13 protein-coding genes and 9 pseudogenes are annotated in these 25,382 nt (G+C 56.2%); 16 read left to right on the forward strand and 6 right to left on the reverse strand.

Translation table 11 applies throughout. From position 1 onward, the window contains the following. Positions 1-48 precede the first annotated feature (48 nt). Complete coding sequence (locus AC0L7U_RS13235) at positions 49-1,284, forward strand: efflux RND transporter periplasmic adaptor subunit (protein WP_473691318.1); 1,236 nt, start codon at positions 49-51, stop codon at positions 1,282-1,284. 5 nt (positions 1,285-1,289) lie between these two features. After that, on the forward strand, positions 1,290-3,317 hold the full coding sequence (locus AC0L7U_RS13240; RefSeq protein ID WP_473695820.1) for a MacB family efflux pump subunit: 2,028 nt from the start codon (positions 1,290-1,292) through the stop codon (positions 3,315-3,317). Positions 3,318-3,458: 141 nt separating this feature from the next. Here AC0L7U_RS13240 and AC0L7U_RS13245 read toward each other — a convergent pair whose 3' ends face one another. After that, positions 3,459-4,778, reverse strand: a complete 1,320-nt coding sequence (locus AC0L7U_RS13245; protein ID WP_473691319.1) for an MFS transporter — start codon at positions 4,776-4,778, stop codon at positions 3,459-3,461. Positions 4,779-4,998: 220 nt separating this feature from the next. Here AC0L7U_RS13245 and cyoA point away from each other — a divergent pair. From cyoA to AC0L7U_RS13285, 8 genes and pseudogenes are all read left to right on the forward strand, one after another. After that, positions 4,999-6,230, forward strand: a pseudogene (gene cyoA / locus AC0L7U_RS13250) (ubiquinol oxidase subunit II). 17 nt (positions 6,231-6,247) lie between these two features. Beyond that, positions 6,248-8,258 (forward strand): annotated as a pseudogene (cyoB, locus tag AC0L7U_RS13255) (cytochrome o ubiquinol oxidase subunit I). Between the two features lie 3 nt (positions 8,259-8,261). Then, entirely contained in the window at positions 8,262-8,894 is a 633-nt protein-coding gene (gene cyoC / locus AC0L7U_RS13260) for a cytochrome o ubiquinol oxidase subunit III (RefSeq protein WP_473691321.1), read from the forward strand. Next, a pseudogene (cyoD, locus tag AC0L7U_RS13265) lies at positions 8,891-9,276 on the forward strand (cytochrome o ubiquinol oxidase subunit IV). Before cyoC ends, cyoD begins: the two are co-directional and overlap by 4 nt. Continuing rightward, entirely contained in the window at positions 9,276-10,100 is an 825-nt protein-coding gene (locus AC0L7U_RS13270; protein ID WP_473691323.1) for an SURF1 family protein, read from the forward strand. The pseudogene cyoD and the gene AC0L7U_RS13270 overlap by 1 nt, the downstream one beginning before the upstream one ends. Before the next feature lie 295 nt (positions 10,101-10,395). Next, a complete protein-coding gene (locus AC0L7U_RS13275; protein WP_473691325.1) occupies positions 10,396-11,586 on the forward strand; it encodes a sensor histidine kinase in 1,191 nt (396 codons plus the stop codon). Next, the gene (locus tag AC0L7U_RS13280; protein ID WP_473691326.1) at positions 11,576-12,109 is read left to right on the forward strand and encodes a response regulator transcription factor; all 534 of its coding nucleotides are present in this window, start codon (positions 11,576-11,578) and stop codon (positions 12,107-12,109) included. The genes AC0L7U_RS13275 and AC0L7U_RS13280 overlap by 11 nt, the downstream gene beginning before the upstream one ends. A gap of 84 nt (positions 12,110-12,193) precedes the next feature. After that, complete coding sequence (locus AC0L7U_RS13285; protein WP_473691328.1) at positions 12,194-13,150, forward strand: nucleoside hydrolase; 957 nt, start codon at positions 12,194-12,196, stop codon at positions 13,148-13,150. 80 nt (positions 13,151-13,230) lie between these two features. Here the strand turns inward: AC0L7U_RS13285 and AC0L7U_RS13290 are convergent. The 3 genes and pseudogenes from AC0L7U_RS13290 to AC0L7U_RS13300 all read right to left on the reverse strand — a co-directional run bounded on the left by AC0L7U_RS13290 (position 13,231) and on the right by AC0L7U_RS13300 (position 16,151). Continuing rightward, positions 13,231-14,161, reverse strand: a pseudogene (locus tag AC0L7U_RS13290) (ROK family protein). Then, positions 14,158-15,356 (reverse strand): annotated as a pseudogene (nagA, locus tag AC0L7U_RS13295) (N-acetylglucosamine-6-phosphate deacetylase). Before nagA ends, AC0L7U_RS13290 begins: the two co-directional pseudogenes overlap by 4 nt. Positions 15,357-15,398: 42 nt before the next feature. Then, positions 15,399-16,151 carry a GntR family transcriptional regulator gene (locus tag AC0L7U_RS13300; protein ID WP_473691330.1) on the reverse strand — a complete coding sequence of 251 codons (753 nt, stop codon included), beginning with the start codon at positions 16,149-16,151 and terminating at the stop codon, positions 15,399-15,401. Positions 16,152-16,578: 427 nt separating this feature from the next. On the opposite strand from AC0L7U_RS13300, the gene AC0L7U_RS13305 reads away from it, so the two are divergent. From AC0L7U_RS13305 to AC0L7U_RS13325, 5 genes and pseudogenes are all read left to right on the forward strand, one after another. Beyond that, entirely contained in the window at positions 16,579-17,763 is a 1,185-nt protein-coding gene (locus tag AC0L7U_RS13305; RefSeq protein WP_473691332.1) for a Gfo/Idh/MocA family protein, read from the forward strand. Positions 17,764-17,774: 11 nt separating this feature from the next. Next, positions 17,775-18,658 (forward strand): annotated as a pseudogene (locus AC0L7U_RS13310) (carbohydrate ABC transporter permease). Next, positions 18,655-19,513: pseudogene (locus AC0L7U_RS13315) on the forward strand (carbohydrate ABC transporter permease). Before AC0L7U_RS13310 ends, AC0L7U_RS13315 begins: the two co-directional pseudogenes overlap by 4 nt. Before the next feature lie 108 nt (positions 19,514-19,621). Then, positions 19,622-20,836: pseudogene (locus tag AC0L7U_RS13320) on the forward strand (ABC transporter substrate-binding protein). A 162-nt stretch (positions 20,837-20,998) separates the two neighbouring features. Further along, positions 20,999-22,136, forward strand: a pseudogene (locus AC0L7U_RS13325) (ABC transporter ATP-binding protein). A 92-nt stretch (positions 22,137-22,228) separates the two neighbouring features. On the opposite strand, the gene AC0L7U_RS13330 reads toward AC0L7U_RS13325, so the two are convergent. Both AC0L7U_RS13330 and AC0L7U_RS13335 read right to left on the reverse strand, forming a co-directional pair. Further along, positions 22,229-23,317 (reverse strand): D-TA family PLP-dependent enzyme, encoded by a 1,089-nt coding sequence (locus AC0L7U_RS13330; RefSeq protein WP_473691334.1) that lies wholly within the window; start codon positions 23,315-23,317, stop codon positions 22,229-22,231. Position 23,318: 1 nt separating this feature from the next. Continuing rightward, complete coding sequence (locus tag AC0L7U_RS13335) at positions 23,319-24,791, reverse strand: M81 family metallopeptidase (RefSeq protein WP_473691336.1); 1,473 nt, start codon at positions 24,789-24,791, stop codon at positions 23,319-23,321. Between the two features lie 189 nt (positions 24,792-24,980). Between AC0L7U_RS13335 and AC0L7U_RS13340 the strand changes: the two genes are divergently transcribed. Further along, positions 24,981-25,367, forward strand: a complete 387-nt coding sequence (locus tag AC0L7U_RS13340; RefSeq protein ID WP_473691338.1) for a RidA family protein — start codon at positions 24,981-24,983, stop codon at positions 25,365-25,367. The last annotated feature ends 15 nt before the right edge of the window (positions 25,368-25,382 follow it).

Consider the following 25,382-nt stretch of genomic DNA (forward strand, 5'->3'; position numbering starts at 1 on the left):
GTGCCTTCTTGGATTCATTGGGAAGGGCGGTGTTTTCAGGAGTTTTGAATGAGCAAGAGCAGGAAACGGTCCCGGTGGATACGCCTTATTCTTTTTCTGATTGTCGTGTGTGCGCTGGCGGGCGGCTGGGCGTGGAAGACGGGGTACTTCGACCCGGTTGACCCGACAGCTGGCTATCTGACGGCAAAGGTCGGCAAGGGCAATATCGAGGTGAAGGTGCTGGCAACGGGGACGCTGCGTCCCAGCTCACTGGTTGCTGTTGGCGCGCAGGCCTCAGGCCGGATCACCAAGCTGGACGTGAAGCTGGGCGATCAGGTCAAGTCTGGAGACCGCATCGCAGAAATTGATTCCACGACGCAGGAAAACGCTCTCAAGACGGCGCAGGCCAGTCTGGCGCAGGTGAAAGCACAGTTGGCTGAAAAGCAGGCGGATCTTGGATTGGCAAAGCAGTCGCTGGAGCGACAGGAGAAGCTGTCGTCACAGCGCGCTGGTGCCGTCGCTGATTTGCAGAGTGCGCAGGCTACCGTCAAGGTGACCAATGCCCAGATAGACGCGCTCAAGGCGCAGATTGAGGAGGCGGAAGTCTCTGTTTCAACTGCAAAAGCCAATCTCGGCTACACCAAAATCACTGCTCCTGTTGCGGGAACTGTTCTGGCCATCGTTAATCAGGCGGGGCGAACGGTGAATGCTTCGCAGTCTGCCCCGACCATCGTGATCGTTGGCGATTTGAACGAGATGACCGTCAGCACACAGATTTCGGAAGCCGACATCGTGCGGGTCAAGCTGCGGTTGCCGGTGCGGTTTTCCGTCATTGGGGATCCGAGCAAGGTCTACAGCGCCAAGCTGGAAAGCATTGAACCGGCTCCGGATTCCATCACCAGCGACAGCATGGTGACGACATCGACGTCCAGTTCCTCGTCTTCAACCTCCACCAGCGATGCCATCTATTACAATGGCATCTTCAATGTTCCCAATCCGAATGGGGTTCTCAAGACCTACATGACGGCAGAAGTGCAGATAGTTCTGGGCTCGGCCAAGAATGTTCTCACCATTCCAGTTGGTGCTTTGCAAAAGAGCCTTGGCGACAACAAATACAAGGTGAGTGTTCTGGACGAGACCGGGGCGATTGTCAGCAAGACTGTTACCACCGGCCTGAACAACAAGGTCAATGTCGAGATCAAGTCAGGTCTTGATCAGGGCGACACGGTGATTGTTGGCCAGAAGGTCAGTGGGGCGGCCTCATCGTCAGGCTCGCGCCGTCACGGTCCTGGAATCAGGTTGTGATGGCGATGGCTGAAATTGTCCTGAAGTTAGAGAATATCTCGCGTGTCTTCCACTCTGGTGAGATGCCTGTTCAGGTGCTCAAGGACATCAATCTGGAAATCGAGGCGGGTGAGTTCGTCGCCATCATCGGTCAATCCGGATCAGGCAAATCGACCCTGATGAATATTTTGGGATGTCTCGATCAGCCAAGCGAAGGAAGTTACACCGTCAATGGGCAGGAAACGTCTAAGCTGGAGCCGGATGAACAAGCGCGGCTACGCCGTGAGCATTTTGGTTTCATCTTTCAGCGCTACCACCTGCTGACCGAGCTGACAGCACTCGGCAATGTCGAAGTGCCCGCTATCTATGCGGGGCTGACGCCGGCAGATCGCAGAGATCGCAGTGGTGCGCTGCTCAGTCGTCTTGGGTTGGGTGATCGGTTAGACCATCGCCCGAACCAACTGTCCGGTGGTCAGCAGCAGCGCGTGTCCATTGCCCGTGCGTTGATGAACGGTGGAGACATCATTCTGGCCGATGAGCCGACCGGTGCTCTCGACAGTCGCAGCGGTGAAGAGGTTCTCAAGGTCCTCAAGGAGCTGCATGCCGACGGCAAGACACTGATCCTCGTCACGCATGACGCGTCGATTGCGGAACTGGCCGACCGGGTGATCGAGATCCGTGACGGTGAGATCGTGGCCGATCGCAGGCAGATCAAGAGTGCAGTTCCTGTTCCGGAAGGGGCGACCACAGAAACGCCGATTGCCTCTGACACTCAGGACAGCGTCGCGTCCGGTGTGTCGCGAGAGCCAGCCGCCCGGTCGGAGGCTGGTCGCTTGCGGCGATGGCGTAGCGGGCTGGACCGCAGTTATGAAGCCCTGCGCATGGCCGTTCTGTCGATGAGCGCCCACCGGGTGCGCGCGCTGTTGACGATGCTCGGCATCATCATCGGCATTGCTTCTGTGGTGTGCGTTGTAGCGCTGGGGCAGGGGACCAGCCAGAAGGTGCTGGCCAATATCAGCAATCTTGGCACCAACACGCTGGAAATCTTCCCGGGCAAGGACTTCGGTGACACGCGGTCAGGACGGGTGACGACACTGGTTGTTGGCGATGCAGACCAGTTGGAAACGGAGCCCTATGTGGTTGCCGTCACCCCGACTGTGACGACCAGCGAAACCGCCGTCTATGGAAGCAATACGGCCACGGCGCAGATCAATGGCGTCGGCGCGTCCTATTTCGAGGTCAAGGGTCTGAGCCTGTTGGCAGGAAGTTACTTCGATCAGGATGATGTCGGCAGTTATGCTCAAGACATCGTTATTGATGAGAACACACTATCCTCCCTATTCGACGGCAAGGCAGATGATGCGCTTGGCAAAATTGTCATTATGGGCAAGGTGCCGGGGCGCGTGGTCGGGGTGGTCGCCAAGCAACAGGGCGGCTTCGGGGCCAGCAATCGGCTGTCGATCTATATACCCTACACGACGTTGCAGACCCGCATGTTGGGCAGCCAGAGCTTGCGCAGTATTACCTTGCGCGTGGCCGACGCGGTGGAGATGGATGTCGCGGAACAGGCGGTGACGGATTTGCTGCAACGACGCCACGGGTTGAAAGATTTTTTCATCCTGAACACGGACGATATTCGCAAGACGATCACCAGCACGACCCAGACGCTGACGATCCTGATCGCATCTATTGCGGTTATTTCACTGTTGGTCGGTGGCATTGGCGTGATGAACATCATGCTCGTGTCTGTGTCAGAGCGTGTTGCCGAGATTGGTGTTCGTATGGCGGTGGGAGCCAGGCGCAGCGACATTCTTCAGCAGTTCCTGATCGAGGCGGTGTTGGTCTGCCTGATTGGCGGGGTGATGGGGATCTTGTTGGCGGTGGGCTTCGGCTATGTCTTTGCCGCAGTCGCCCCGGATTTCCCGCTGGTCTATTCAACGCAAAGCATGATCGGCGCCTTTGCGGTCTCCACAATGATCGGTGTTGTCTTCGGCTATCTTCCAGCGCGCAATGCCGCCCGGCTTGATCCGGTGGTCGCGCTCTCCGGCGAATAGCTGGTCCGTGTCCTGTGATAGGGCGGGTGGTCAGACCGACGCAGTCGCTTTTGAGACCGCTTTCTAGACTATGGGCAAAGAAAAAGCCTTCCGGACGGTGTGTCCGGAAGGCTTTTGTTTCTTGATCTCTCGTGGCGCGGTTCAATCTTCCTTGAACTCAAGCCGCAGTTGCCGATTGATGCGCAAGGCAACAAGTGTGCAGAGCGCGCCGGAAAACAGGTAGAGACCGGCGGCAACCAGACCGAAGCTTGTGGCGAGTGTCAGCGCGACAAGAGGCGCAAAGCCCGCGCCGAACAGCCAGGCGAAGTCAGATGTGATGGCCGACCCGGTGTAGCGATAGTCCCGCGAGAAATTCGAGGCGACAGCGCCTGAACTTTGTCCGAAGGACAGGCCGAGGATGATGAAGCCAACCACCATATAGACCCATTCGCCACCAATACCGCCGTCCAGCAGCACGGGCGCAAGAGCGGAGAAGATTGCAATTGCCACGGCGCAGATCCCGAGCAGGGTTCGACGGCCAATGCGGTCGGCAATGACCCCGGACAGGATGATGGCGCCCGTACCGATGGCGGCCGCGAAAGCCTCGATCAGCAAGAAGGTTTCAACGGTTTCCTGTGTATAGAGAGTCACCTGGGACAATGGAAACACGCTCATCATGTGAAACAGGGCAAAACTGGCGAGCGGAACGAAAATGCCCAGCAGGATGCTGCGCCCTTCGTGTTGCAAGGTTGCCCCGACACGCTGCGGCTTCAGTTCCTTGTTGTCGAACTGCTTCTCAAATTCTGGCGTAACGACGATTCGCAACCGGGCGAACAACGCCACCACATTGATGGCAAAGGCCACGAAGAAGGGATAACGCCAGCCCCAGGCGGCGAAATCGGCATCTCCCAACGAGGATATGAGATAGGCGAAGGTCAGGCTGGCGAGAATAAGCCCCAGCGGCGCACCCAATTGCGGGATCATGGCATACCAGCCGCGCTTGTGGCTCGGGGCGTTCATCGCCAGAAGCGATGCCAGCCCATCCCAGGATCCGCCAAGTGCGAGCCCCTGACCAATACGCGCCAGCGCCAACAGCCAGATCGCGCTTGCCCCGATCGTGTTGTAACCCGGCAGGAACGCAATGGCGACGGTCGCGATGCCCAAAAGCAGCAAGGCGACTGTCAGCTTGGTGCCTCGACCATAGGCCCTGTCCATGGCAATGAAGATGACGGAGCCAATGGGCCGAGCCAAAAACGCCAATGCAAACAGCATGAAGGAATACAGAGTTCCCATCAGCGGATCTGCAAACGGAAAGATCAGAGTCGGGAAAATAATGACGGACGCGATGGCAAATACAAAGAAGTCGAAGAATTCCGACGTGCGTCCGATGATAACTCCGATGGCGATGTCACCGGGGTTGACTTTATGTTGATGAGTGTGCTCTTCCGGTCGAAGACCTGTGGCAGTGACCGATTGACTCATGATTTTCCCCTTTATATGGGTATGAGTTACGATTTCTGAACAGTATAAGATCATCTTCTTAACACGCAGCACAACACACATGATCGTGTTGACGCTTACGTCATATGAGTGTGATTTAGAATGATTTCAGGGATTGGACAAATTGTCCAATGTCGAGTCGTATGTGTTGCGCAGTAAGTGATCGGACAAATTTGTGAACAATGATCGACGGGTGAGTTCCTTGAGCCGTTTTCGCACACTACTAGCATTGCCTCTGCTTCTGTTGCTGGGGGGATGTAACTTGGTGGTTCTAAATCCATCAGGGGATATCGCCTTAGCAGCAGCGTGATATTCTTCTGATCGCAGTCGGGCTGATGCTGATTGTCATCATCCCCATGATCATCGCTTCGGTCTATTTTGCTTGGCGCTATCGCAGCACCAACAAGGATGCCAAGTATGATCCGGATTGGGACCATTCCACGCAACTTGAGCTTCTGATCTGGGGCGGTCCGCTTCTGATCGTGATCTGTCTCGGAGCCGTGACATGGGTCAGCACCCATTTGCTGGATCCTTATCGTCCTATTTCCCGCATTTCTGCTGACGTGCCGGTTACGGCCGACATGAAGCCGCTGGAAGTCGACGTTGTCTCGCTCGACTGGAAATGGCTCTTCTTCTATCCGCAGTATGGCATTGCCACTGTCAATGAACTGGCGGCTCCGGTTAACCGTCCGATCAACTTCAAGCTGACATCTTCGTCAGCGATGAACGCGTTCTACGTACCGACCCTTGCCGGCATGGTTTATACGATGACAGGCATGGAGACCAAGCTGCATGCCGTGATCAACAAGCCCTGGCACCTATAAGGGGCTGTCCGCAAACTACAGCGGCGCTGGCTTCTCCGGCATGAAGTTCAAGTTCTACGGCCAGAGCGATGAAGATTTTCAGGCCTGGGTCGATAAGGTCAAGTCTCAGGGCTCCGATCTGAGCCGGGATGCGTATCTCAAGCTGGAGCGTCCGAGTGAATTCGTTCCGGTGAGCTACTATTCCAGCTACGCCAAAGACCTGTACCACAACATCCTCAACATGTGTGTCCGTGACGGCAAGATCTGCATGGACAAGATGATGATGATCGACAGGAAGGGCGGTGCCGGGAAAGAAAGCGCTCATGAAGTGAAGCCATCCGAACTTCAGTTCAAGGCGCCGGACTTCGGCACCATTGGTCACGACATCAAGCCGGATGCCTCTCTTCCGGGCAAGACATCCATGAACAGCCAGAAGTCGTCGATTTCCGTCGCCATGCTGTGCAACGGGCAGAATCCGCTCGGTGCCGCACAGGTTGGTGGAAACACTGCGGATGACGTGACGCGGCTGCCTGTTGCTGCCTTCGGGTCGCAAAAGGCAGCACTCCTTACTCCGACGCGCGACGACATGACCTCCCGTGGGGTTCAGGCGCTGTCGATTTCAAACTCTTAATCACGGGAAGGATCGAAATGTCCGATATTGGCACTATCAGCCACGCCGTTTTCGGGCGACTGACCTTGCATTCGTTTCCGTATGATGTGCCCATCGTTCTGGGAACCTTCATTGTCGTCGCTCTTCTGGGGCTCGCGCTTGTCGCGGCTCTGACTTATTACCGTTTGTGGGGCTATCTCTGGAAAGAGTGGTTCACATCGATCGATCACAAGAAGATCGGCATCATGTATATGGTGCTCGGTATCGTCATGCTTCTGCGTGGCTTCTCCGATGCAATCATGATGCGTCTTCAGCAGGCCATCGCCTTCAACGGGTCTGACGGGTATCTGCCCGCGCACCACTACGACTAAGGTCTTCACGGCACACGGCGTGATCATGATCTTCTTCGTGGCGATGCCCTTCGTTGTCGGCCTGATGAATGTTGCTGTTCCCTTGCAGATCGGCGCGCGTGACGTGGCCTTTCCGTTCCTGAACAACTTCAGCTTCTGGATGACCGTTGTCGGTGCTGTTCTTGTGATGATGTCGCTGTTCATCGGCGAGTTCGCAACAACCGGCTGGTTGGCCATGGCGCCGCTGTCGGATATCGCGCACAGTCCGGGGGTCGGGGTCGACTATTACATATGGTCGCTACAGATCGCCGGTATCGGAACGACGCTTTCAGGTATCAACTTCGTGGCCACCATCATCAAGATGCGTGCTCCGGGCATGACCCTGATGAAGATGCCTGTCTTCACCTGGAGTGCTCTTTGTACCAACATTCTGATTGTGGCCTCGTTCCCGATCCTGACAGCTGTTCTCGCCCTTCTCACGCTTGACCGTTACGCTGGTTTTCACTTCTTCACCAGCGACTTCGGCGGCAACGTGATGCTGTACGTGAACCTCATCTGGATCTGGGGTCACCCGGAAGTTTACATTCTCATTCTGCCGCTGTTCGGCGTGTTTTCGGAAGTCACTGCCACATTCTCCGGCAAGCGTCTCTTCGGCTACACCTCGATGGTCTACGCTCTGATCGTCATCACCATTCTGTCCTACCTGGTGTGGTTGCACCACTTCTTCACCATGGGCAATGGCGCGACCGTGAACTCGTTCTTCGCGATCACGACGATGATTATCTCGATCCCCACCGGGGCGAAGCTCTTCAACTGGCTCTTCACCATGTTCCGCGGTCGTATTCGCTACGAGCCGCCGATGATGTGGACGATTGCCTTTATGGTGACCTTCACTCTGGGTGGCATGACCGGCGTTTTGCTTGCTGTTCCGCCCGCAGACTTCGTGCTGCACAACTCGCTCTTCGTGATTGCGCACTTCCATAATGTGATCATTGGTGGCGTGCTGTTCGGGGCTTTCGCCGGCATCAACTACTGGTTCCCGAAGTCTTTTGGCTTCAAGCTGGACCGCAAGTGGGGCATGCGCTCCTTCTGGTTCTGGCTGATCGGGTTCTACGTGGCTTTCATGCCGCTGTATGTGCTGGGCTTGATGGGTGTGACCCGCCGCGTGCGTGTCTTCCATGACCCGTCGCTGCAGATCTGGTTCCAGATCGCAGCCTTCGGTGCCCTGTTGATTGCTCTCGGAATTGCCTGCTTCCTGATCCAGATCTATGTCTCGATCAAGAATCGCGAAGAGCTGCGCGATCTCACAGGCGATCCCTGGGATGGCCGTACGCTGGAATGGTCGACGTCGTCGCCTGCTCCTGCCTACAACTTCGCCTTCACACCTGTGGTCCATGATACGGATCCTTGGTGGGACATGAAGAAGCGCGGGTACAAGCGTCCGCTTGAAGGTTTCAAGCCGATCCATATGCCCAAGAGCACCGGGACCGGTATCATTCTTGCTGGTTTCTGCCTGATCTTCGGTTTTGCGATGATCTGGTACATCTGGTGGCTTGCCGCCGTCAGCTTTGTGGCAACGATCGGCTACGGTATCTGGCATACCTTCAACTACAATCGCGACTTCCATCTTTCGGCGGAATACGTCGCGACGACGGAAGAAGCTCGAACCCGCGATCTTGCTTCTGCTGCTCAGGAATAAGACATGACAACAACAGTAAACGAAGCCCAGGAGACCGCAGAACCGGTCTTCTACGTGGCAGACGAACACGACCATGGATCCGGTGGCAACACGTTCTTCGGGTTCTGGATCTATCTGATGAGCGATTGCCTCATCTTTGCGATCCTGTTCGGCACATACGCGGTTCTCAGCACCCAATACGCTGCCGGACCGTCGCCGCGTGACATTTTCGAGTTGCCGCTTGTTGCGCTCAACACGACGATGCTGCTGCTGTCATCCATTACCTACGGGTTTGGTATGCTGGCGATGCAAAAGGGGCAGGTCAGCCGGGTTCAACTCTGGCTGATCGTGACGGCTCTCTTTGGGATGGCTTTCGTGGGGATCGAACTTTTCGAATTCTCCGAGTTGTTCCATGACGGGGCGACCCCGCAGCGCAGTGCCTTCCTGTCGGCCTTCTTCACGCTGGTCGGCACCCACGGAACGCACGTTTCCTTCGGGATCATCTGGATCATCACCACGATCATTCAGGTGGCGCGTCACGGCTTGATCGAAGAAAACAAGCGGCGCCTGACATGCCTCAGCATGTTCTGGCACTTCCTGGACGTCGTGTGGATTGGCGTCTTCACCATTGTCTACCTGTTGGGAGTGTTGCGATGAGCGGCTCACACGAACACGGTCACGACGATGACCTCAGCCACGGCTCGTTCTCGAGCTACATGACCGGCTTCATTGCCTCGGTCATCCTGACGGCTATCCCGTTCTGGCTGGTCATGTCCGACTTCTCAAACTCCAAGCAGATGCTGGCGTTCATCGTTGTCGGCTTTGCGGTGGTTCAGATCGTGGTGCACATGGTCTTCTTCCTTCACATGACGCCGAGCGTCGAAGGGGGTGGTCTCTGATGGCCTTGATCTTCACCTTGATCCTGGTGGCCATTGCCATCAGCGGCACCATCTGGGTCATGTACAACATGAACACCAACATGATGCCGATGTCGCATGAGATGACACCGGCCATGTCTCACGACATGAGCAATATGTGATGACCATGAACTCAGCGCGCGAGGGGACTTCTCGCGCGCTTTCTTCTGACGAAGACGATGATTACCATGCCCCTTCATTGCTGCGGCTGGTGATCGTTGGCCTTTTCGGGGTCGTGCTGATCTGCGTTTTCATCGCGCTCGGCAACTGGCAGGTGCATCGCCTCGCCTGGAAAGTCGATCTGATTTCCCGCGTCGATACACGGCTCAAGGCCGATCCCATTCCGGCTCCCGGTCCCGCGACGTGGCCGGATCTGACCGTCAAAGGCATTGAGTATCTCAAAGTCAAAGTGTCCGGCCATTTTGAAAATGACAAGGAAACGCTGGTTCAGGCTGTCACCAAAAAAGGCGCGGGTTATTGGTTGCTGACGCCACTGGCCACGGATCGCGGCTTTACGGTGTTGGTGAACCGTGGTTTTGTCCCGCAGGACAAGAGCAAGCCGACTGAACGACCTGCTAGCGAATATGTATCCAAGGTGAATGTGGTTGGTCTGGTGCGTCTCAGTGAGCCAGACGGGGCCTTTCTGCACTCCAACGATCCTGTCGACGACCGTTGGTATTCTCGTGATGTCGCAGCCATTGCAGACAAGCGCGATTTGACCAACACAGCCCCTTATTTCATTGATGCGAACGGCCAGCCCAATCCGGGAGGCTATCCCATCGGTGGTTTGACGGTGACGAAATTCCGCAACGCCCATCTCATGTATGCAGTAACGTGGTTCGGCATGGCGTTGATGTCGCTGCTCTGGATCAGCTATGTCATCTGGCAGGATGTCAAATGGCGTCGTAAGCAGAAACGCCTCGCTGCGGATGCTGACCAAGGCTAGTCATCAGACAGCAAGGCCCCTTGAGACAAGAGTGCGGGCGGTTTGGCCCTGTTGTCAGACATCGCTGATCAGAACAATCTCAACATGCGTACAGAGCCATGGGGCGGGCTGGGATTTTGTTTATCTTCCGCGAACCCGCTTAGTCGCTCTTTGTCGTGGTTTTCTTGTAAGGACCTTCAAGACCGTGTTGCCGGTGCCCGCGCTCCTTCCAGCAGATGATACCAATCGTCAAAATCTGCATTTGCTGATTACGCTCAGGTGGACGGCAATTGTTGGGCAGCTTTTGACCATTATCATGGTCGAGAGCGTTTTTGGCATCCACCTGCCTGTTCTGGAAATGGGACTGGTCCTGTTCTTCCTGTTCGCGCTCAACCTGTTTGGGCTCGCCCGTTACTACAGCGTCGAGGGGGTAACCCACACCGAGTTGTATTTCGAGTTGGTGCTTGACGTGGGCGCGCTTGCTTATCAGCTTTATCTCAGCGGCGGCGTTACCAATCCTTTCGTCTTTCTGTTCCTGTTACAGGTGTCGCTTGGCGCGATCCTTCTGGAAACCTGGGCTGCGTGGTTTCTTGTCTGCGGGGTTTGCGTCTGTGTCACTGTGCTGACGCAAGTCTACCTGCCGCTTCAGTTTCCGGTCTCGGATGCGGGCGATCTTTTCGATTTGCAGATTCAAGGATTGCTGGTCAGCTTTGTGCTGACGGCCTGCCTTCTTGTCTGGTTCATTTGCCGGATAACAGCCAATTTGCGCGCTCGCGACGCTTATCTTGCCGAGCTTGACCAGCAGCGGGCGGAGGCACACCATATCGTCAGAATGGGCTTGCTTGCGTCCGGCGCGGCCCATGAACTCGGATCACCTCTGGCAACCCTGTCGGTCATCCTGAATGACTGGAGTCGGATGGCATTTCTAAAGGAAACGCCAGACCTGGCAGAAGACTATGCCGAGATGCAACTGCAACTGGACCGCTGCAAGAAGATCGTTTCCGGCATTCTGCTTTCGTCAGGAGCCGTGCGCGGCGAGGGCGCATTACGCACTACGGTTCAGGATTTCATGGGCGATCTGGTCGAGGAGTGGCGAATGCTGAAAGCGCCGCAGCATCTGGAGTATACCGACGACTTCGCGCCTGACTGTGCTATCGTGTCGGATGCTGCGTTGAAGCAGATGATCTTCAACGTTTTTGATAACGCGCTGGAAGCTTCCCCTGCCTGGGTGGGGGTTACTGTACGGCGCCAGGATGATCACCTCGTCATTGAGGTACGCGATGCCGGCCCGGGATTTGACGCAGACATTCTCAATGATTTCGGCCAGCCCTATCGCAGCACAAAGGGGCGTGCAGGCAGCGGCTTGGGGCTGTATCTTGTCGTCAATGTCATGCGGCAGTTGGGCGGTGCAGTTGAGGCCGCCAATCCACCGGGTGGGGGCGCGCGTGTCTGCCTGACCTTGCCATTGAGCGCCATCGATACCGGAGAAACCCGCAATGGAGGCTGAGTGCCAACTGTTGATCGTTGAAGACGATCAATCCTTTGCCAAGGCCCTGAGTCGCTCTTTTGCCCGGCGCGGTTATGATGTGCATCTGGCCGAGAGTCTGGATGGGGTCAAGGCGCTGCTGGAGGTTCTGGACCCAACTCATGCCGTCGTGGATTTGAAGTTGGCGGGCGAATCCGGGCTGGAGTGCGTCAAGCTTCTACACGGCCATGATGACGACATGCGCATTGTCGTTCTGACCGGCTTTGCCAGCATTGTTACCGCTGTTGAGGCCGTGAAACTGGGGGCGTGTCATTATCTCGCCAAGCCTTCAAACACCGATGACATCGAAGAAGCGTTTTCGCGCAACGTTGGCGATACGTCCGTGCCTCTTAGTAATCAGCCGACATCGCTCAAGAACCTGGAGTGGGAGCGCATTCACGAGACGCTGGTCGAGACGGATTTCAACATCTCAGAGACCGCGCGTCGGCTCGGCATGCATCGCCGCACTCTCGCGCGCAAACTGGAAAAGCGGCGCATTCGTTAGGCGGCAACCTTTGGAGGGCAAGCCCTTGGGCTTTTATTGGCTTCCGGTCCATTTTGCCAACTTGAACCTGGAGGTTTTCAGACCGTGACACGTTCCATCATCATAGACACAGACCCCTCTCCGGATGACGCGGTCGCCTTTCTCATGGCGCTTGGCTCCCCGGAATTGGAGGTTCTTGCAATCACCACTGTGGGCGGAAATGTGCCGCTGCATTATACGACACGCAACGCGCTGATGGCGTTGGAACTCGTTAACCGGACGCAGGATGTGCCGGTTTATGCAGGGGCCGTGCGACCTTTGTTGATGCCGCTGGAAACCGCGGAATATGTCCACGGCCAGACGGGGTTTGACGGCTACGATCTGCCGGATCCTGTCGCGATGGCCGCAGATGGCTTTGCGCCGGATCGGATCGTTGAGTTGATCATGCAGCGGCCGGAAAAGTCGGTCACCCTGTGCTGTCTCGCACCGCTGACGAACATCGCTCTTGCTCTGGCGCGTGAACCGAGAATTGCCGAGCGCATTCGAGAGATCGTGCTGATGGGCGGAGCCCGTTCAGAAGGTGGCAATGTCACGCCGACGGCAGAATATAACATCTATGTTGATCCGGAAGCCGCGCACCGGGTGATCACCTGCGGGGCTCCCATCATCATGATCCCGCTGGATTGCACGCATAAGGCTCTGACCTCTGAGGCACGGTTGACCGCGATGCGGCAGATCGACAAGCCGCACATGGAAGCCTTTTATCACCTGCTCGCCTTCAACAAGATCTTCGATATGGAGCAGGATGGCACCGATGGCGGTCCCCTTCACGATCCCACAGTGACGTCCTATTTGTTGCAGCCTGAGTTGTTCTCGGGACGCAAGGTCAATGTTGAGATCAGCCGCGAGGGACTGACACGAGGCATGACAATCGTCGATTGGCGCAGCGTAACCGGACGTCCTGCCAATGTGTTGTACTTGCCGGACATTGATGCAGATGGATATTTTGCCCTGGTCTGGGAGAGGTTGGCTGCGGCCTACCGTTCACCAAGGACCTCATAATGGACGGCCATAGGCGGCACAACAGTCGCTGTTAGATCTTTGGCTCGACTTTTATTATGGGTTCTCAGCCTAAACACTACTCAGAAAGTTGCGGTTGCTTCCAGGGTATCCTGTGTCTTGAGGCCCAGAATAGCTGCACCGATGAGGCCGGGTTCAACACGGCACTCTGCTGGAACAACCAGGGCGCTGCTGAATTTGCGCAGGGTCTTGCCGCGCACCGCGGCGTCCAGGGCAGTGATCAGGGCGGTCACATTCGACAAGCCCCCGCCGACCGGGGCAATGGTCGCGCCGGTGAAGTTGATCAGCAAGGCAAGTGGACTTGATAGAATGTCGATGAAGACGTTCATTGTTCTGGTGGCATGCGGGCGTCCTGTTTGCCACTCGGCAAGGATTTCTTCCGCCGTCTGGGTTTCTCCGTGCAGATGCAAGTGCAGACGCTCAAGGCCGCGGGCGCTACAGGTGGCGTCAAGACAGCCCTTTTGGCCGCAGCCACACTGAAAGCTGGGTATTTCCGCGGGCGGTGTGCCGGCGCGCGTTGCAGAGATTGGTCCATGGCCCCATTCGCCTGCGTAGCCACCATCGGTGTTGATCAACTGGCCGTCGATGACAAGTCCGCCACCAACACCCGTTCCGAGGATAATGCCAAACATGACGCGGTGCCCCTGGCCTGCGCCAATTGCGGCTTCTGCAAGCGCCATGCAATCGGCATCATTGCCGATGAGGACCGGTAGGCCGAGGGCTGTTTCCAGATCTGCTTGCATGTGACGACCATCCAAGCATTTGATGTTGGCGACGGTGGCAGCAGCGGTCACTGGGTCAATTACCCCGGCAATCGAGATCGAGACGCAGGAGGGGGATGTCTGCCTGCGCGATGACGCTTTTGAGCGCTGCGACAAACGCATCGAAATCCTGCGTTGGCGTGGGAATGTTCGGCACACGTGCAATATCGGTGGCTGAGCGCGCGATGGCCCCCTTGATAGAGGTGCCGCCGATGTCGAAGCAGACGATCATGCTGAAAGCTCGTTTTGTGGAGTGGTTTGCGGCAATTCCGCATGGAAGACGCAATCGCCTGCGATCCAGGTACGAGTGCAGATCGAGTTCATTGGACAGAAGCACCAGATCGGCGTCACTGCCAAGGTGTCAGTTTACCCTTATGGGAGAGGCCGAGCGTCTGTGCAGGATAAAGACTGGCCATGCGCAAGGCTTCGCTTTTCGGCAGGCCGATCTTTTGAATGAGATTGCGCAGGCTTGACAGCATGTCGATGTCGGCCCCCGCCAATGTGCCGTCTGCCAGCGTCAAGCGACCGTCCCGGCGCAGAATCGTGCGGCCGTTCAGTTCGAAACTATCCTGATCCGTTCCGGTGCAGGACATTGCATCGGACACCAGAAAGATGTGTCCGGGGCCAGCCTTGGCGCGCAGGGCGAGCGTCATTGTGGTGAAATCGACATGATAGCCATCGCAGATCAGGCCGCAGGACAGTGCGCCAGTGGCCAGCGCAGCGCCCACCAATCCGGGTTCGCGACTCCCCAGCGCGCTCATGGCGTTGAACAGATGCGTCACCTGCGACGCACCGGCCTCAACGTAGGCTGGAACCTCGGCGGCCGAACAATTGCTGTGCCCTAGGCTGACATGATACCCGGCGCCCACCAGCGTTTTTACCTGTTCGGCAGTGGTGCTTTCTGGCGCGACGGTCGTCATGGCAACGCCAAACGAGCCGGACGCAACAACAAGCGCTTGCAGATCCTCCTCAGTCATGGCCCGGATCAGCGCCGGATCGTGTGTGCCTTTCTTGGCTAGCGACAGATGGGGGCCTTCCAGATGCAGCCCCAGATAGCCGGGGACCTCGGCCTCCTGAGCCTGATGTCCGGCAAGCAGTGCTGCATCGCGCGCCGCCGGAGTGTCCGTGATGAGGGTTGCCATCAGTCCGGTTGTACCGAAGCGCGCGTGGGCTGCACAAATTTTGCGCAAGGCATCCATGCTCAGATCATTGTTGAACAGGACGCCACCACCGCCATTGACTTGCAGATCGACAAATCCGGGGGCGATCAGGTCGGCGATGTGGTCGTGCACGCGGGCGCTGCTGGGAATGTCGGACAGGCCGACATGGCCTTCGATCTGGCCATCGCGGATCAAGAGGGCCGTGTCCGGGTGAAATGTCTCTCCATCGAAGAGGGAGCGTGTCCGGATCGCAAGAGATTGGGGCATGGGGTCTCAGTGATTGGTCATGAAGGAACGGGCCCGTGAGGCTCAGTCGGTCTCGATTGTCAGTTCGGCAACGAGATCATAGGCGTCGCTGCGATATAATGCATGCGACATTTCCATTACCCGGCCGCTGGCAAGATAGGAAATACGCTGCACCGACAGGGCAGGTGAGCCGGATGGCACGCCCAGCAGGCGGCATTCGCTTTCCTTCAACAAAACGGCGGAAATGCGCTGATTGGCCCGGACCGGGCGGAAGCCATGCTTGCGCAGGCAGTCATAGAGGGAATCGGCCACTTCCGCGGGCGCGGGTAGAATATCTTCGGGCAGACTGGTGCGCTCCAGAGCGATGATCGCATCATCGGCGGTGCGTAATCTGACAAGACGCGCAGCGCGTGCATCCGCCGTGAGGCCCAGGGTCATGGTTTCTTCCGGCTTTGGAAAATAGAGGCCGCGTTCCAGCCATTCCGAGCCAGCGGTGATGCCGCGGCGTTGCATGTCTTCACTAAAGGAGGTGAGCTGTTCCAGTGGTTGGATCATGCGCGGGACTGCGCGCTGCACGTAGGTGCCAGAGCCGCGCCGGCGCACGAGAAGGCCCTTTGAGACCAGTTCATCAACGGCCTTGCGAACGGTTACACGGCTGATCCCCGCGCGATCAGCGATCTCGCGTTCCGCCGGTAATGCGTCGCCATCCTGCAACTGGCCCTGAGACATTGCGGTCTCGATCACCTTTTGCAGTTGCACATAAAGTGGACCACTATCGTCGAGTTGCAGCTTGTCAAAGGGAAGACTCTCGTTCATTGCCGGATCAATCTGCCTCCTGTTGAATACCTTTTCGCTTGCAACTTATTACAGAAAAAATACCAAATAAGACTTTGAGAAAATTAGAGTATATTTCTGCATTTGATTGGTCTCTTATTTTTGCATGTTATAGTTTATTATCAGTTCTTTTCACAACCGAATATAATAAATTTTATGCATTCGTAGGCCAAATTGGCTTTGTTTTGGTCTTTTGATTATTTATATGCCGTAATATATGTTAAACAAAGACGTTGGTGCTGTTGTTTGAGGCATCTGCCACGGTCTTGTGCTAATGTTGATTATATACGGATCACTCTGCTGTGAAAATAAATTTCATGATTAAATTTGCAACAGTGTTTGTTTATTGACGTCTTAAAAAAAATGAAGCAGCCTACGAAAAATAATTACCAACAGGGGAACGTTTTTCATGAAGGTCGCTATGATCGGGCTGGGATTTCGCCTCGGCTATCTTGCGCGAGTCTTTCATCAGATCGATCCGGATTTCGAGATTGTCGGCTATGTCGATCCCGAGCCGGCCGGGCTGCCGTCCTTGCAGGAAAAGGGCATTTCCCCCGGTAGGGCTTACGAAACTCCGAAGGAACTGATCAGCAACGAGCAGTTCGACCTTCTGATGATTGGTTCGCCCAACCACATGCACCTCGATCATATTCGGGAGGGGCTTGAGGCTGGTCTGACGGTCTTTACCGAAAAGCCGATCGTTATTTCACTTGAAGAATCCTATGCGCTGGCTGCCTTGCTGAACACTTATGGTCAGGAGCGCCTGCTCGTTGGTCTGGTGTTGCGCTATTCGCCACTTTATCGCGACTTGCGGGCGGCGCAGAAGGCCGGACGTCTGGGCGATATCGTTTCCATTGAGGCGTCCGAGCATATTCAGCCCTACCATGGCGCGTTTTTCATGCGCGACTGGCGGCGCTATGGCCACTACACCGGTGGTTTCATGTTGGAAAAATGTTGTCATGATCTGGATCTTTACAACGGCGTGGTCGGTGCCCGCCCGCGTTATGTATCCAGCTTTGGTGGGCGAAAGAGTTTCATTCCCGCCAATGCGCCGGAAGGCGCGGGTGCCAATGACTTGGAAGTCTACCACCGCAAGCCAAGTGGCTGGAAAGGGTCTGACAAGGTCTTTGATAGCGATGCGGATATTGTCGATTATCAGACCGCAAACATTGAGTATGAGAACGGCGTCGCCATGACGTTTCATACCAATTTGAACGTGCCTGATGAATTCCGCCGGTTTTGCGTCATCGGTGCCAAGGGGATGGCGGAAGGCGACTTCGTTCGCGGCTTCCTGACTGTTCACGATGCCCGGACCACCTACAAGGTGGTTGAGAATGTCTATAAGGCACCCTCGGAAGAATCCCAGCATTATGGCGCGGATGAGCAGATGGCCGAAGACGTTTTGGCCTTTGTCCAGAAAGGGGTGCCGCAGCCGGTGTCTGCCATAAACGCTCTGGAAGCCGGAATTCTGGCGCTGGCGCTGGATGAAGCTCGCGCGGACCGCAAGGTGATCGACCTTGCGCCCGTCTGGCAGCGATTTGATGCCTGCTTGAGTGGGGCCGAGACGGTCATGCTCGATGCAAAGTCAGCGTGAAGGGGGCGAAGATGGATTCCAGAAAAGGCGCGATGATCTTTGTTTGGGCGCTGCTGTTGCCTGCCTTGATCTACCTTTGCGCGATTGTCGCCTATCCGTTGATCGACACGATCAAACTGTCTTTCACCAACGCCTCCTTGATGCGGACATATCGCTATATCGGCTTCGACAATTACATCAAGATCTTCCACCGCGGCTTTGGCGATGTGATCATCCGCACCTTCGTGTGGACGTTCTTTTCAGTCACCACCAAGATGGTGATCGGCACCTGCGGCGCAGTGTTGCTCAATGCCGCCGTTCCGGGGCGCACTCTGTTTCGCATTCTTGCCATGCCACCCTGGATTGTTCCCATGGCCATCGGCATCTTCATGTGGGGCTGGATGTACAATGGCGAGTTCGGCATGATTTCCGGGCTTTTGCAGCGCTTTGGCATCATCAGCGAGCCGTATCCCATCCTTGCGCAGGGCACATCTGCCTTCTGGGCTACGATCGTCACGGATGTCTGGATTGGTGTTCCTATGGTGACGATCTACATGCTGGCGGCCATTCAATCGGTGCCAAGCGACCTGTACGAGGCCGCATGGACCGACGGCGCTGGCCGTCTGTATCGCTTTCGCCGCATCACCTTGCCGCTGATTGTCCCCGCTCTTGTCACCATGTCGATGTTGTCGCTGATCTCCACGTTCAACTCGTTTGATATCATCTGGATTCTGACACAGGGGGGCCGAGTGGCTCAACCACCACGATGATCATTGACACCTACAAGACAGCGATCGGGGCCTTCAAATTCGGGGAAGGGTCAGCGCGAACCGTGATGATCGCTATCTTCCTGTCCTTGTTTTGCTGGCTCTATTTCCGCATGGTCAGCCGCTTTTCCGGGGAGATGGCACGATGAAAAGCAGTGCTCTTGTCAACCGCTATCGCTGGTACGAAGTCATCGGCATCTACTTGGGAATCCTGCTGTTTCTATCGTTCGTGCTCGCACCGTTCATCGAAGGTTTCTTTGTTTCGTTGAAGCCCTTGTCGCACCTGTTTTCCTCCCCTTATCGCTTCTGGCCGGATGATGGGTCGTGGAAGGCGTATCACACGATGTGGACGCATGTTCCGCTGTTAGGGCGCTACATCTTCAACTCAATCCTCATTTCAGGGGTGGGGACATGTCTGGCGCTACTGATGATCGTTCCGGCCTCCTATGCCTTTGCCCGGTTTGACTTCTGGGCACGCGGGCCGCTGATGGGGGCGTTCCTGGCCGTGAATATGTTCTCAGGTGCAGTTCTGCTCATTCCGTTGTTCCGGCTGATGCGCTCGTTTGGCATCCTGAACACCTATTGGGCGATGATCATTCACAGGCACGGCATTTGTCATTCCCACCGGGATCTGGTTGTTGCGGACGTATATGCTGCGCATTCCGCGTGAACTGGAAGAGGCTGCTCTCGTTGATGGGGCCAGCCGGCTCTACACCATGCGTCGGGTCATTATCCCGCTGGCAATGCCAGGCATCGCAGTGGCCGCATTGGCCTCGTTCCTGACGATCTATGCCCAACAATTTATTTTTGCACTGACGTTCAACTCGAAGTCGGAATTTATGCCCTTGTCGGTTGGTCTTTATGCGTTTTTCGGACGTCAGTCCGTGGCATGGAACGAGCTGATGGCGGCAAGCTTCGTCGGCATTCTGCCAGTGTTCGTCGTGTTCATCTTCCTCCAGCGGTTCTTTATCGCTGGCATGACCGCGGGAGCGGTCAAAACCTGAGGAAATTCTGCGCGGCCGACGGCTGCGCAGATCCCGCGCATCGGTTCCCGTAAGCTATGGAAGGTGGCCCTGGAACCAGCTTTGCGACACAAAAAGAGGGGAATAAAGATGAAAAAGCTTAGAAATTTCGTCGGGGCAGCGTCTCTTGCGCTAATCGCCTCAACCCAATTGGCGTCTGCCGCCGACACCACCGTGTCGATGATCCAGTGCGGCGACAAGCTGGCTGAAGGCTATGACAAGTTCATCAAGCAGTGGGAAGACAATAATCCCGGCTATAAGGTGCATGTGGAAGTTGTCGGCTGGACCCAGTGTCAGGACAAGATCACGACACTGGCGGCTGCCGGCACGCCGGTTGGCCTTGCCTATGTTGGATCGCGCACCCTGAAGCAGTTTGCTGGTGCCGACCTGATCGTGCCGATCCCGATGACGGACGATGAAAAGTCCGCCTATTATCCGCATATCGTGTCCACGGTTACCTTTGATGGCAAGCAGTGGGGCGTTCCGGTCGCATTCTCGACCAAGGCTCTCTACTACAACAAGGACCTGTTCAAGAAGGCCGGTCTTGATCCCAACAAGCCGCCGAAGACCTAGCAGGAACTGTATGACATGGCCAAGACCATCAAGGACAAGACCGGTGTTCCCGGTTACGGCCTGACGGCAAAGACCATGGACAATACAATGCACCAGTACCTGCATTGGGTTTATACCAACAATGGTCAGGTCATTGATGACAGCGGCAAGATCGTTCTCGACAGCCCGCAGAACCTTGCTGCTCTCAAGTGGTACGGCAAGATGGTCGATGTTTCCGAAAACGGTCCGACGGCCTATGAACAGGAAGACATGACGGCTCTGTTCAACGATACCAAAGTTGCCATGCTGGAAAACGGCCCTTGGGTCCGCGTCCGCATCAACGATGGAATCAACTGGGGTGTTGCACCGCTGCCGTTGGGGCCGGATGCAAAGGGCCCGGGCACGCTGCTGATCACCGACAGTCTGGCGGTGTTCAAGGGGACAGGCTACGAGGATAAGGCCATCTCGTTGGCCAAGGACCTGACCAGTCCGGAGCATCAGATCTTCTATGAGAAGACCCATGGTTTGACACCGTTGCGTCCGCTGCCAGAAGTTCAGGAAATGGTCAAGAAGGATCCGACCTGGAAGCCGTTCCTCGATGGCATCAAGTTTGGTGGTCCTGAGCCGCTCTTCACCGATTACAAGGCATTCCAGAATGCCATGATCGACATGGTGCAGTCGGTGGTGACCAAGCAGGCCAAGCCTGCCGATGCCCTGAAGAAGGCCGCTTCGGAAATCGAAGACTACAAATAAGGCGATCTGAATTGTCCGGGGTGCTGGTCGTCCGCTGCCCCGGGCAATTCTTCAAACAAGCCGGAGACAGGGCAAGAATGCCGTGCCGTGCATCCTGTCTCTCCGGCTTTCAGAAGGGAAGTGACCGTTTCCGAGGCGAGTGAAGCGGCAGGAGTGAATGTCTTGGGACAGTTGAACCTTACCAACATCAAAAAGAACTATGGCACCTTCGACGTCATCAAGGGGATCAACCTTGATGTGCATGATGGCGAGTTCATTGTCTTTGTCGGACCGTCCGGATGCGGCAAGTCGACGCTTTTGCGCATGATTGCTGGCCTGGAGGAAATCACTGCGGGCGATATTGTTATTGACGGAACGCGGGTCAACAACCTGCCACCGGTCAAGCGCGGCATTTCCATGGTGTTCCAGTCTTATGCGCTCTATCCGCATATGTCGGTTTTCGAAAACATCGCCTTTCCGTTGCGTGTTGAAGGATTGCCGCAGGCTCAGATCACGGAAAAGGTCGAGGCCGTCGCTCGTATTCTTCAACTCGAACATCGTTTGAAGGAAAAGCCGGGCATGCTGTCTGGCGGACAGCGCCAGCGTGTCGCTATTGGCCGGTCTATCGTGCGAGCACCAGAGATTTTCCTGTTCGATGAGCCTTTGTCCAACCTCGATGCAGCCTTGCGTTCGGAAATGCGTATCGAGTTGACCAAGCTGCATCATGATCTCAAGGCGACGATGATCTATGTGACGCATGATCAGGTGGAAGCCATGACCATGGCCGACCGCATTGTCGTTCTGAATGCCGGAGACATTGCCCAGAGTCGGTGCACCGCTTGAGCTTTATCACAAGCCGCAGAATCTGTTTGTTGCTGGCTTCATCGGCAACCCGAAAATGAATTTCCTGACTGTGACGTGTACAGCCGTCTCCGAGACCGGAGTGACGGTGCAGTATGGCGATCAGACACTGACTGTCGATGTGACGGGGTCGCAGTCGAACGTCGGTGAAACGCTGACACTGGGTATTCGCCCTGAACACGCGCGTCTTGGCGGCGGTGAATTATCCCTCAGCATCACACCAACAGTTATTGAGCGACTTGGCATCAACACGGTTGCCTATGCCGACATTGATATTGCCAAAGAAAGCGCCTTCTGCGCCTTGCTGCCAGGCTCCGCGCCTGTTGAAGCAGATGTGCCGGTGAACATCAGTTTCCGGGCACAGGATTGCCACTTGTTCACAGCAGATGGCAATGCGCTTGAGAGGCGGCTTGACTGGTCCCAGATGGACCTGCCGGAGACGATGGCAGCCATTGGTTGAGTGAATTATCATCTGTCAGGAGGCGCTGACTTTTCGCCTCCTGACAGATAATGCCGCGTGACCTGCCATGGCTGCACGGTATCTGCGGGCGGTTACCAGACCAGCCCGCGGGCTGCGACCTCTTCCAAACGCGTGATAACGCCATCGCGATGAAACACCATCGTGTCGTACATATTGCTGATGACGCAAGTGTGGTTTGGCACGATGCGAACGCGCTCACCAATTTCGGGACCGTTTCCCGCGTTCTTTGACAGGTCTATCGTACCGTGCTCTTCGGACAGACTGGCAATGATTGCCTCTGGATAGTCGAGCAGCAAGCCGAAGTCCGAAAAGCCAAAGAGGTCAGACGTCAGCGCCTTGGAGCCGGCATCAATGATCGCCCGGTTTTTGGTCGGCCGCGAAACCACGGTTGCCAGTAGATACATGGCACAATCGTCCAGCGTGGCATGGCCAGAGCGGACCATGGCCCGATCGTTGTAAACGTAGGTGCCTGCCCGATATTCCGTGGCTGAGGGGACGAGATGCGCGTTGAAGAAGCTCGGAGTGCCGGCATTGCTGACGATCGCGCAATCGAGACCGGCCTCAGCCAGCAACGCCTGTGTAGTGACAAAGAAGGCTTCAACGTCGGGTTCGCTGAAAGGCTTTGGATAGGTCATGATTCCGGCAAATGTCAGGCCGGGGCTGTTGGTGATGATCCGGGCCAGTGCCAGTGCACTGTCCGGCGACTGAACTCCGCATCGCCCGCCGCCCGTGTCACATTCCACCAGAACTCGCAGTGGCTTGCGGTTGGCAAACTGCGTGGATAATCCGCTGACCGTAACAGCGTTGTCTGCGGTAACTTTCAGATCGACGATCTCATCGTTGAGGCTGGCCAGCCGATCTAGTTTCGCCTGTCCCAGAATATTGTAGGTGATTAGAATATCCTGGAATCCTGCGGCGGCGAACACCTCCGCTTCCGTGATTTTCTGGCAATTGATGCCGGTTGCTCCCGCGTCGCGCTGTGCGTGGGCAATAGTTGGTATCTTATGCGTCTTGATGTGTGGTCGAAAGGCAAGCCCATGCTGGCTCAGGTAGGCTTGAGCCCGCGTGATGTTGGCGGCCATGCGATCTTCGTCGACAACCGGAACCGGTGTCGACAGAGCATCAATCGTCATACCGATCTGGGCGTTGGGGTGAGACATGTCAGGCTTTCGGTTCGGCAAAGGGGTTGTCGATGATCGGCCAGATATTCTTGCGCACCCGGCGATAGGGATTGGTCGCAGGTGTGTTGGGGTAGGGGGATCCGGCTGAACAATAGAGGATCTCGGAAGCTATTTTCGAGAAGGCCGCGTAAAAATGGTTCGTCGATTTGATGACCAGAATATCCTTGCTCAACGGGTCGACGCCCAAGGCTGTAAACAAAGAGGGATCATAGCTCTGCACCCGTACGGAACTCAAGATGACGTCGATGCCGTTGAGGTGAATGAGCGCTGCGTCCCCAAAGGGCGCGATGCTCTCGCCGAAGCGCATTTCCGCATCCCGCACGGTCTTTACCACTTTAACGATGCCATCGACGGGAGCGCCGGTGCCGGGGGCCGATTTGGCACCGAAACGCAGCGGAATCTCAGCACCCTCTCCGGCTGCATGGCAAAGTTGCACAGCAATCGGATCCCAGATCATGCCGATAGCAACATTCTGGATGCCGCGCGTCAGGAGTTCTTCCAGAATGACGGTTGAATCGCCCGCAGTGCCGCCGCCTGGATTGTCCCAGATGTCAGTGACGACCACGGGGCGCGGGCCGCCAAAGGCAACCGCTTGAGACAGGGCATCGTCGACGCCCATTTGCTCCATCATGAAAGTGCCGCGTTTTTCGAACAGCTCCATGCCGAGCTTTTCGGCAAGAGCGTCACCTTTTTCCTGCGCATTGTTGGTCATTGCCAGAACCTTGGTTCCCATCTCCGGCACGTCCCCTGCCATGAAGCCATGGATTGCGGATAAAGAAAGAATGTCCGGATCTTGTCTTTCGAGCGCCATCATCTTGTCGACGAAGGAGCGCATCGGTTCGCGCGAGGTCGGATAGACGTCAATCATGCGACAGTCGAAGATCGACATGACCGGCTTGACCCGGCCTTCAAGCGTATCGACGACGATCTGCCATAGATCTTCGGCTCGGTCGACAAAGTCGGTATGGGGAAATTCCTTGAAGTAGACGAAAACGTCGGCCGCTTCGGCACGTTTTTCCGTCAGATGGCTATGGGGATCCAGCTCGCAGGCCAGCAGGACATCTGGACCTATGATGGCGCGGATACGGGTGAGAAGATCCCCTTCCGGATCCAGATAGCCGCTGGCGACCATGGCTCCATGCAGCCCCATGACAACGGCATCCACCGGCATGGCGGCCTCAAGTTGCCCCAGAATTTCATCTCGCAACTCCTCATAGGTTTCACGGTTGACCAGCCCGGCAGGGTCTGCCCAGGTCGCAGTTCCCTCGATCAGCGTCCACGCTTTCTGCGCACAGACCTTGCGGCCGACCGTTAGAGGTGCGGTGCACAACGTTGGCGTCTCCGGATGCTGACCATGGGCGGCATAGAGTGATTCCTCGAAAGCGCGGCGGTCAACGCACATGGGGGAAAAGGTGTTGGTCTCGGTGGCGAGAGCTGCGGTAAAAATGCGCAAGGTCTTTGCTTTCTGTGCAAACGGGGCGAGGGACAAGCGGAGTCAATCGAGATTGAAAAGATCAATCGACGGACTGTGAGCGTCACTCGATTTAAATTCTTTTCATAAACGGCGATTTTTACTGGTCAAAATCCGGTTTTTATGGTCGCCTGTCAATGAGAGACGAAAATAATTTGCACGAGGGCAACAATGACGATCAAACGCTATGGAGTAACAAAAGCCGGGGCTGGTGGTCAGACTTTGCCTTTCGCGCGCGCTGTTGAGGCGGACGGCTGGCTGCATGTCTCCGGACAGGTGGCAATGGAAAACGGCGAGATCATCAATGGTGGCATCGTTGAGCAGACCCACAAGGCGATCAGCCATGTGCTTGCGATCCTTGAAGAGGCCGGGTACGGGGTAGAAGATGTTGTGCGCTGCGGCGTGTGGTTGGATGATCCGCGTGATTTCTGGAGCTTCAACAGGGTTTACCAGAGCTATTTCGGCGAGCATCCTCCTGCACGCGCATGTGTTCAGTCTTCCATGATGGTGGATTGCAAGGTCGAGGTCGACTGCATCGCCTGGAAGGCAAAGAGCTAGATCAGGGAAAGGTTG

It is taken from the genome of Roseibium sp. 10G30-5, assembly GCF_055809635.1.

Excerpts from the sequence above, each read along its gene's own strand:
- AC0L7U_RS13300 (WP_473691330.1), bottom strand. The coding sequence starts at position 16,151 with ATGAACGAGAGTCTTCCCTTTGACAAGCTGCAACTCGACGATAGTGGT.
- cyoC (WP_473691321.1), top strand. The coding sequence starts at position 8,262 with ATGACAACAACAGTAAACGAAGCCCAGGAGACCGCAGAACCGGTCTTC.
- AC0L7U_RS13245 (WP_473691319.1), bottom strand. The coding sequence starts at position 4,778 with ATGAGTCAATCGGTCACTGCCACAGGTCTTCGACCGGAAGAGCACACT.
- AC0L7U_RS13235 (WP_473691318.1), top strand. The coding sequence starts at position 49 with ATGAGCAAGAGCAGGAAACGGTCCCGGTGGATACGCCTTATTCTTTTT.
- AC0L7U_RS13305 (WP_473691332.1), top strand. The coding sequence starts at position 16,579 with ATGAAGGTCGCTATGATCGGGCTGGGATTTCGCCTCGGCTATCTTGCG.
- AC0L7U_RS13275 (WP_473691325.1), top strand. The coding sequence starts at position 10,396 with ATGGTCGAGAGCGTTTTTGGCATCCACCTGCCTGTTCTGGAAATGGGA.
- AC0L7U_RS13270 (WP_473691323.1), top strand. The coding sequence starts at position 9,276 with ATGACCATGAACTCAGCGCGCGAGGGGACTTCTCGCGCGCTTTCTTCT.
- AC0L7U_RS13240 (WP_473695820.1), top strand. The coding sequence starts at position 1,290 with ATGGCTGAAATTGTCCTGAAGTTAGAGAATATCTCGCGTGTCTTCCAC.
- AC0L7U_RS13330 (WP_473691334.1), bottom strand. The coding sequence starts at position 23,317 with ATGTCTCACCCCAACGCCCAGATCGGTATGACGATTGATGCTCTGTCG.
- AC0L7U_RS13340 (WP_473691338.1), top strand. The coding sequence starts at position 24,981 with ATGACGATCAAACGCTATGGAGTAACAAAAGCCGGGGCTGGTGGTCAG.
- AC0L7U_RS13280 (WP_473691326.1), top strand. The coding sequence starts at position 11,576 with ATGGAGGCTGAGTGCCAACTGTTGATCGTTGAAGACGATCAATCCTTT.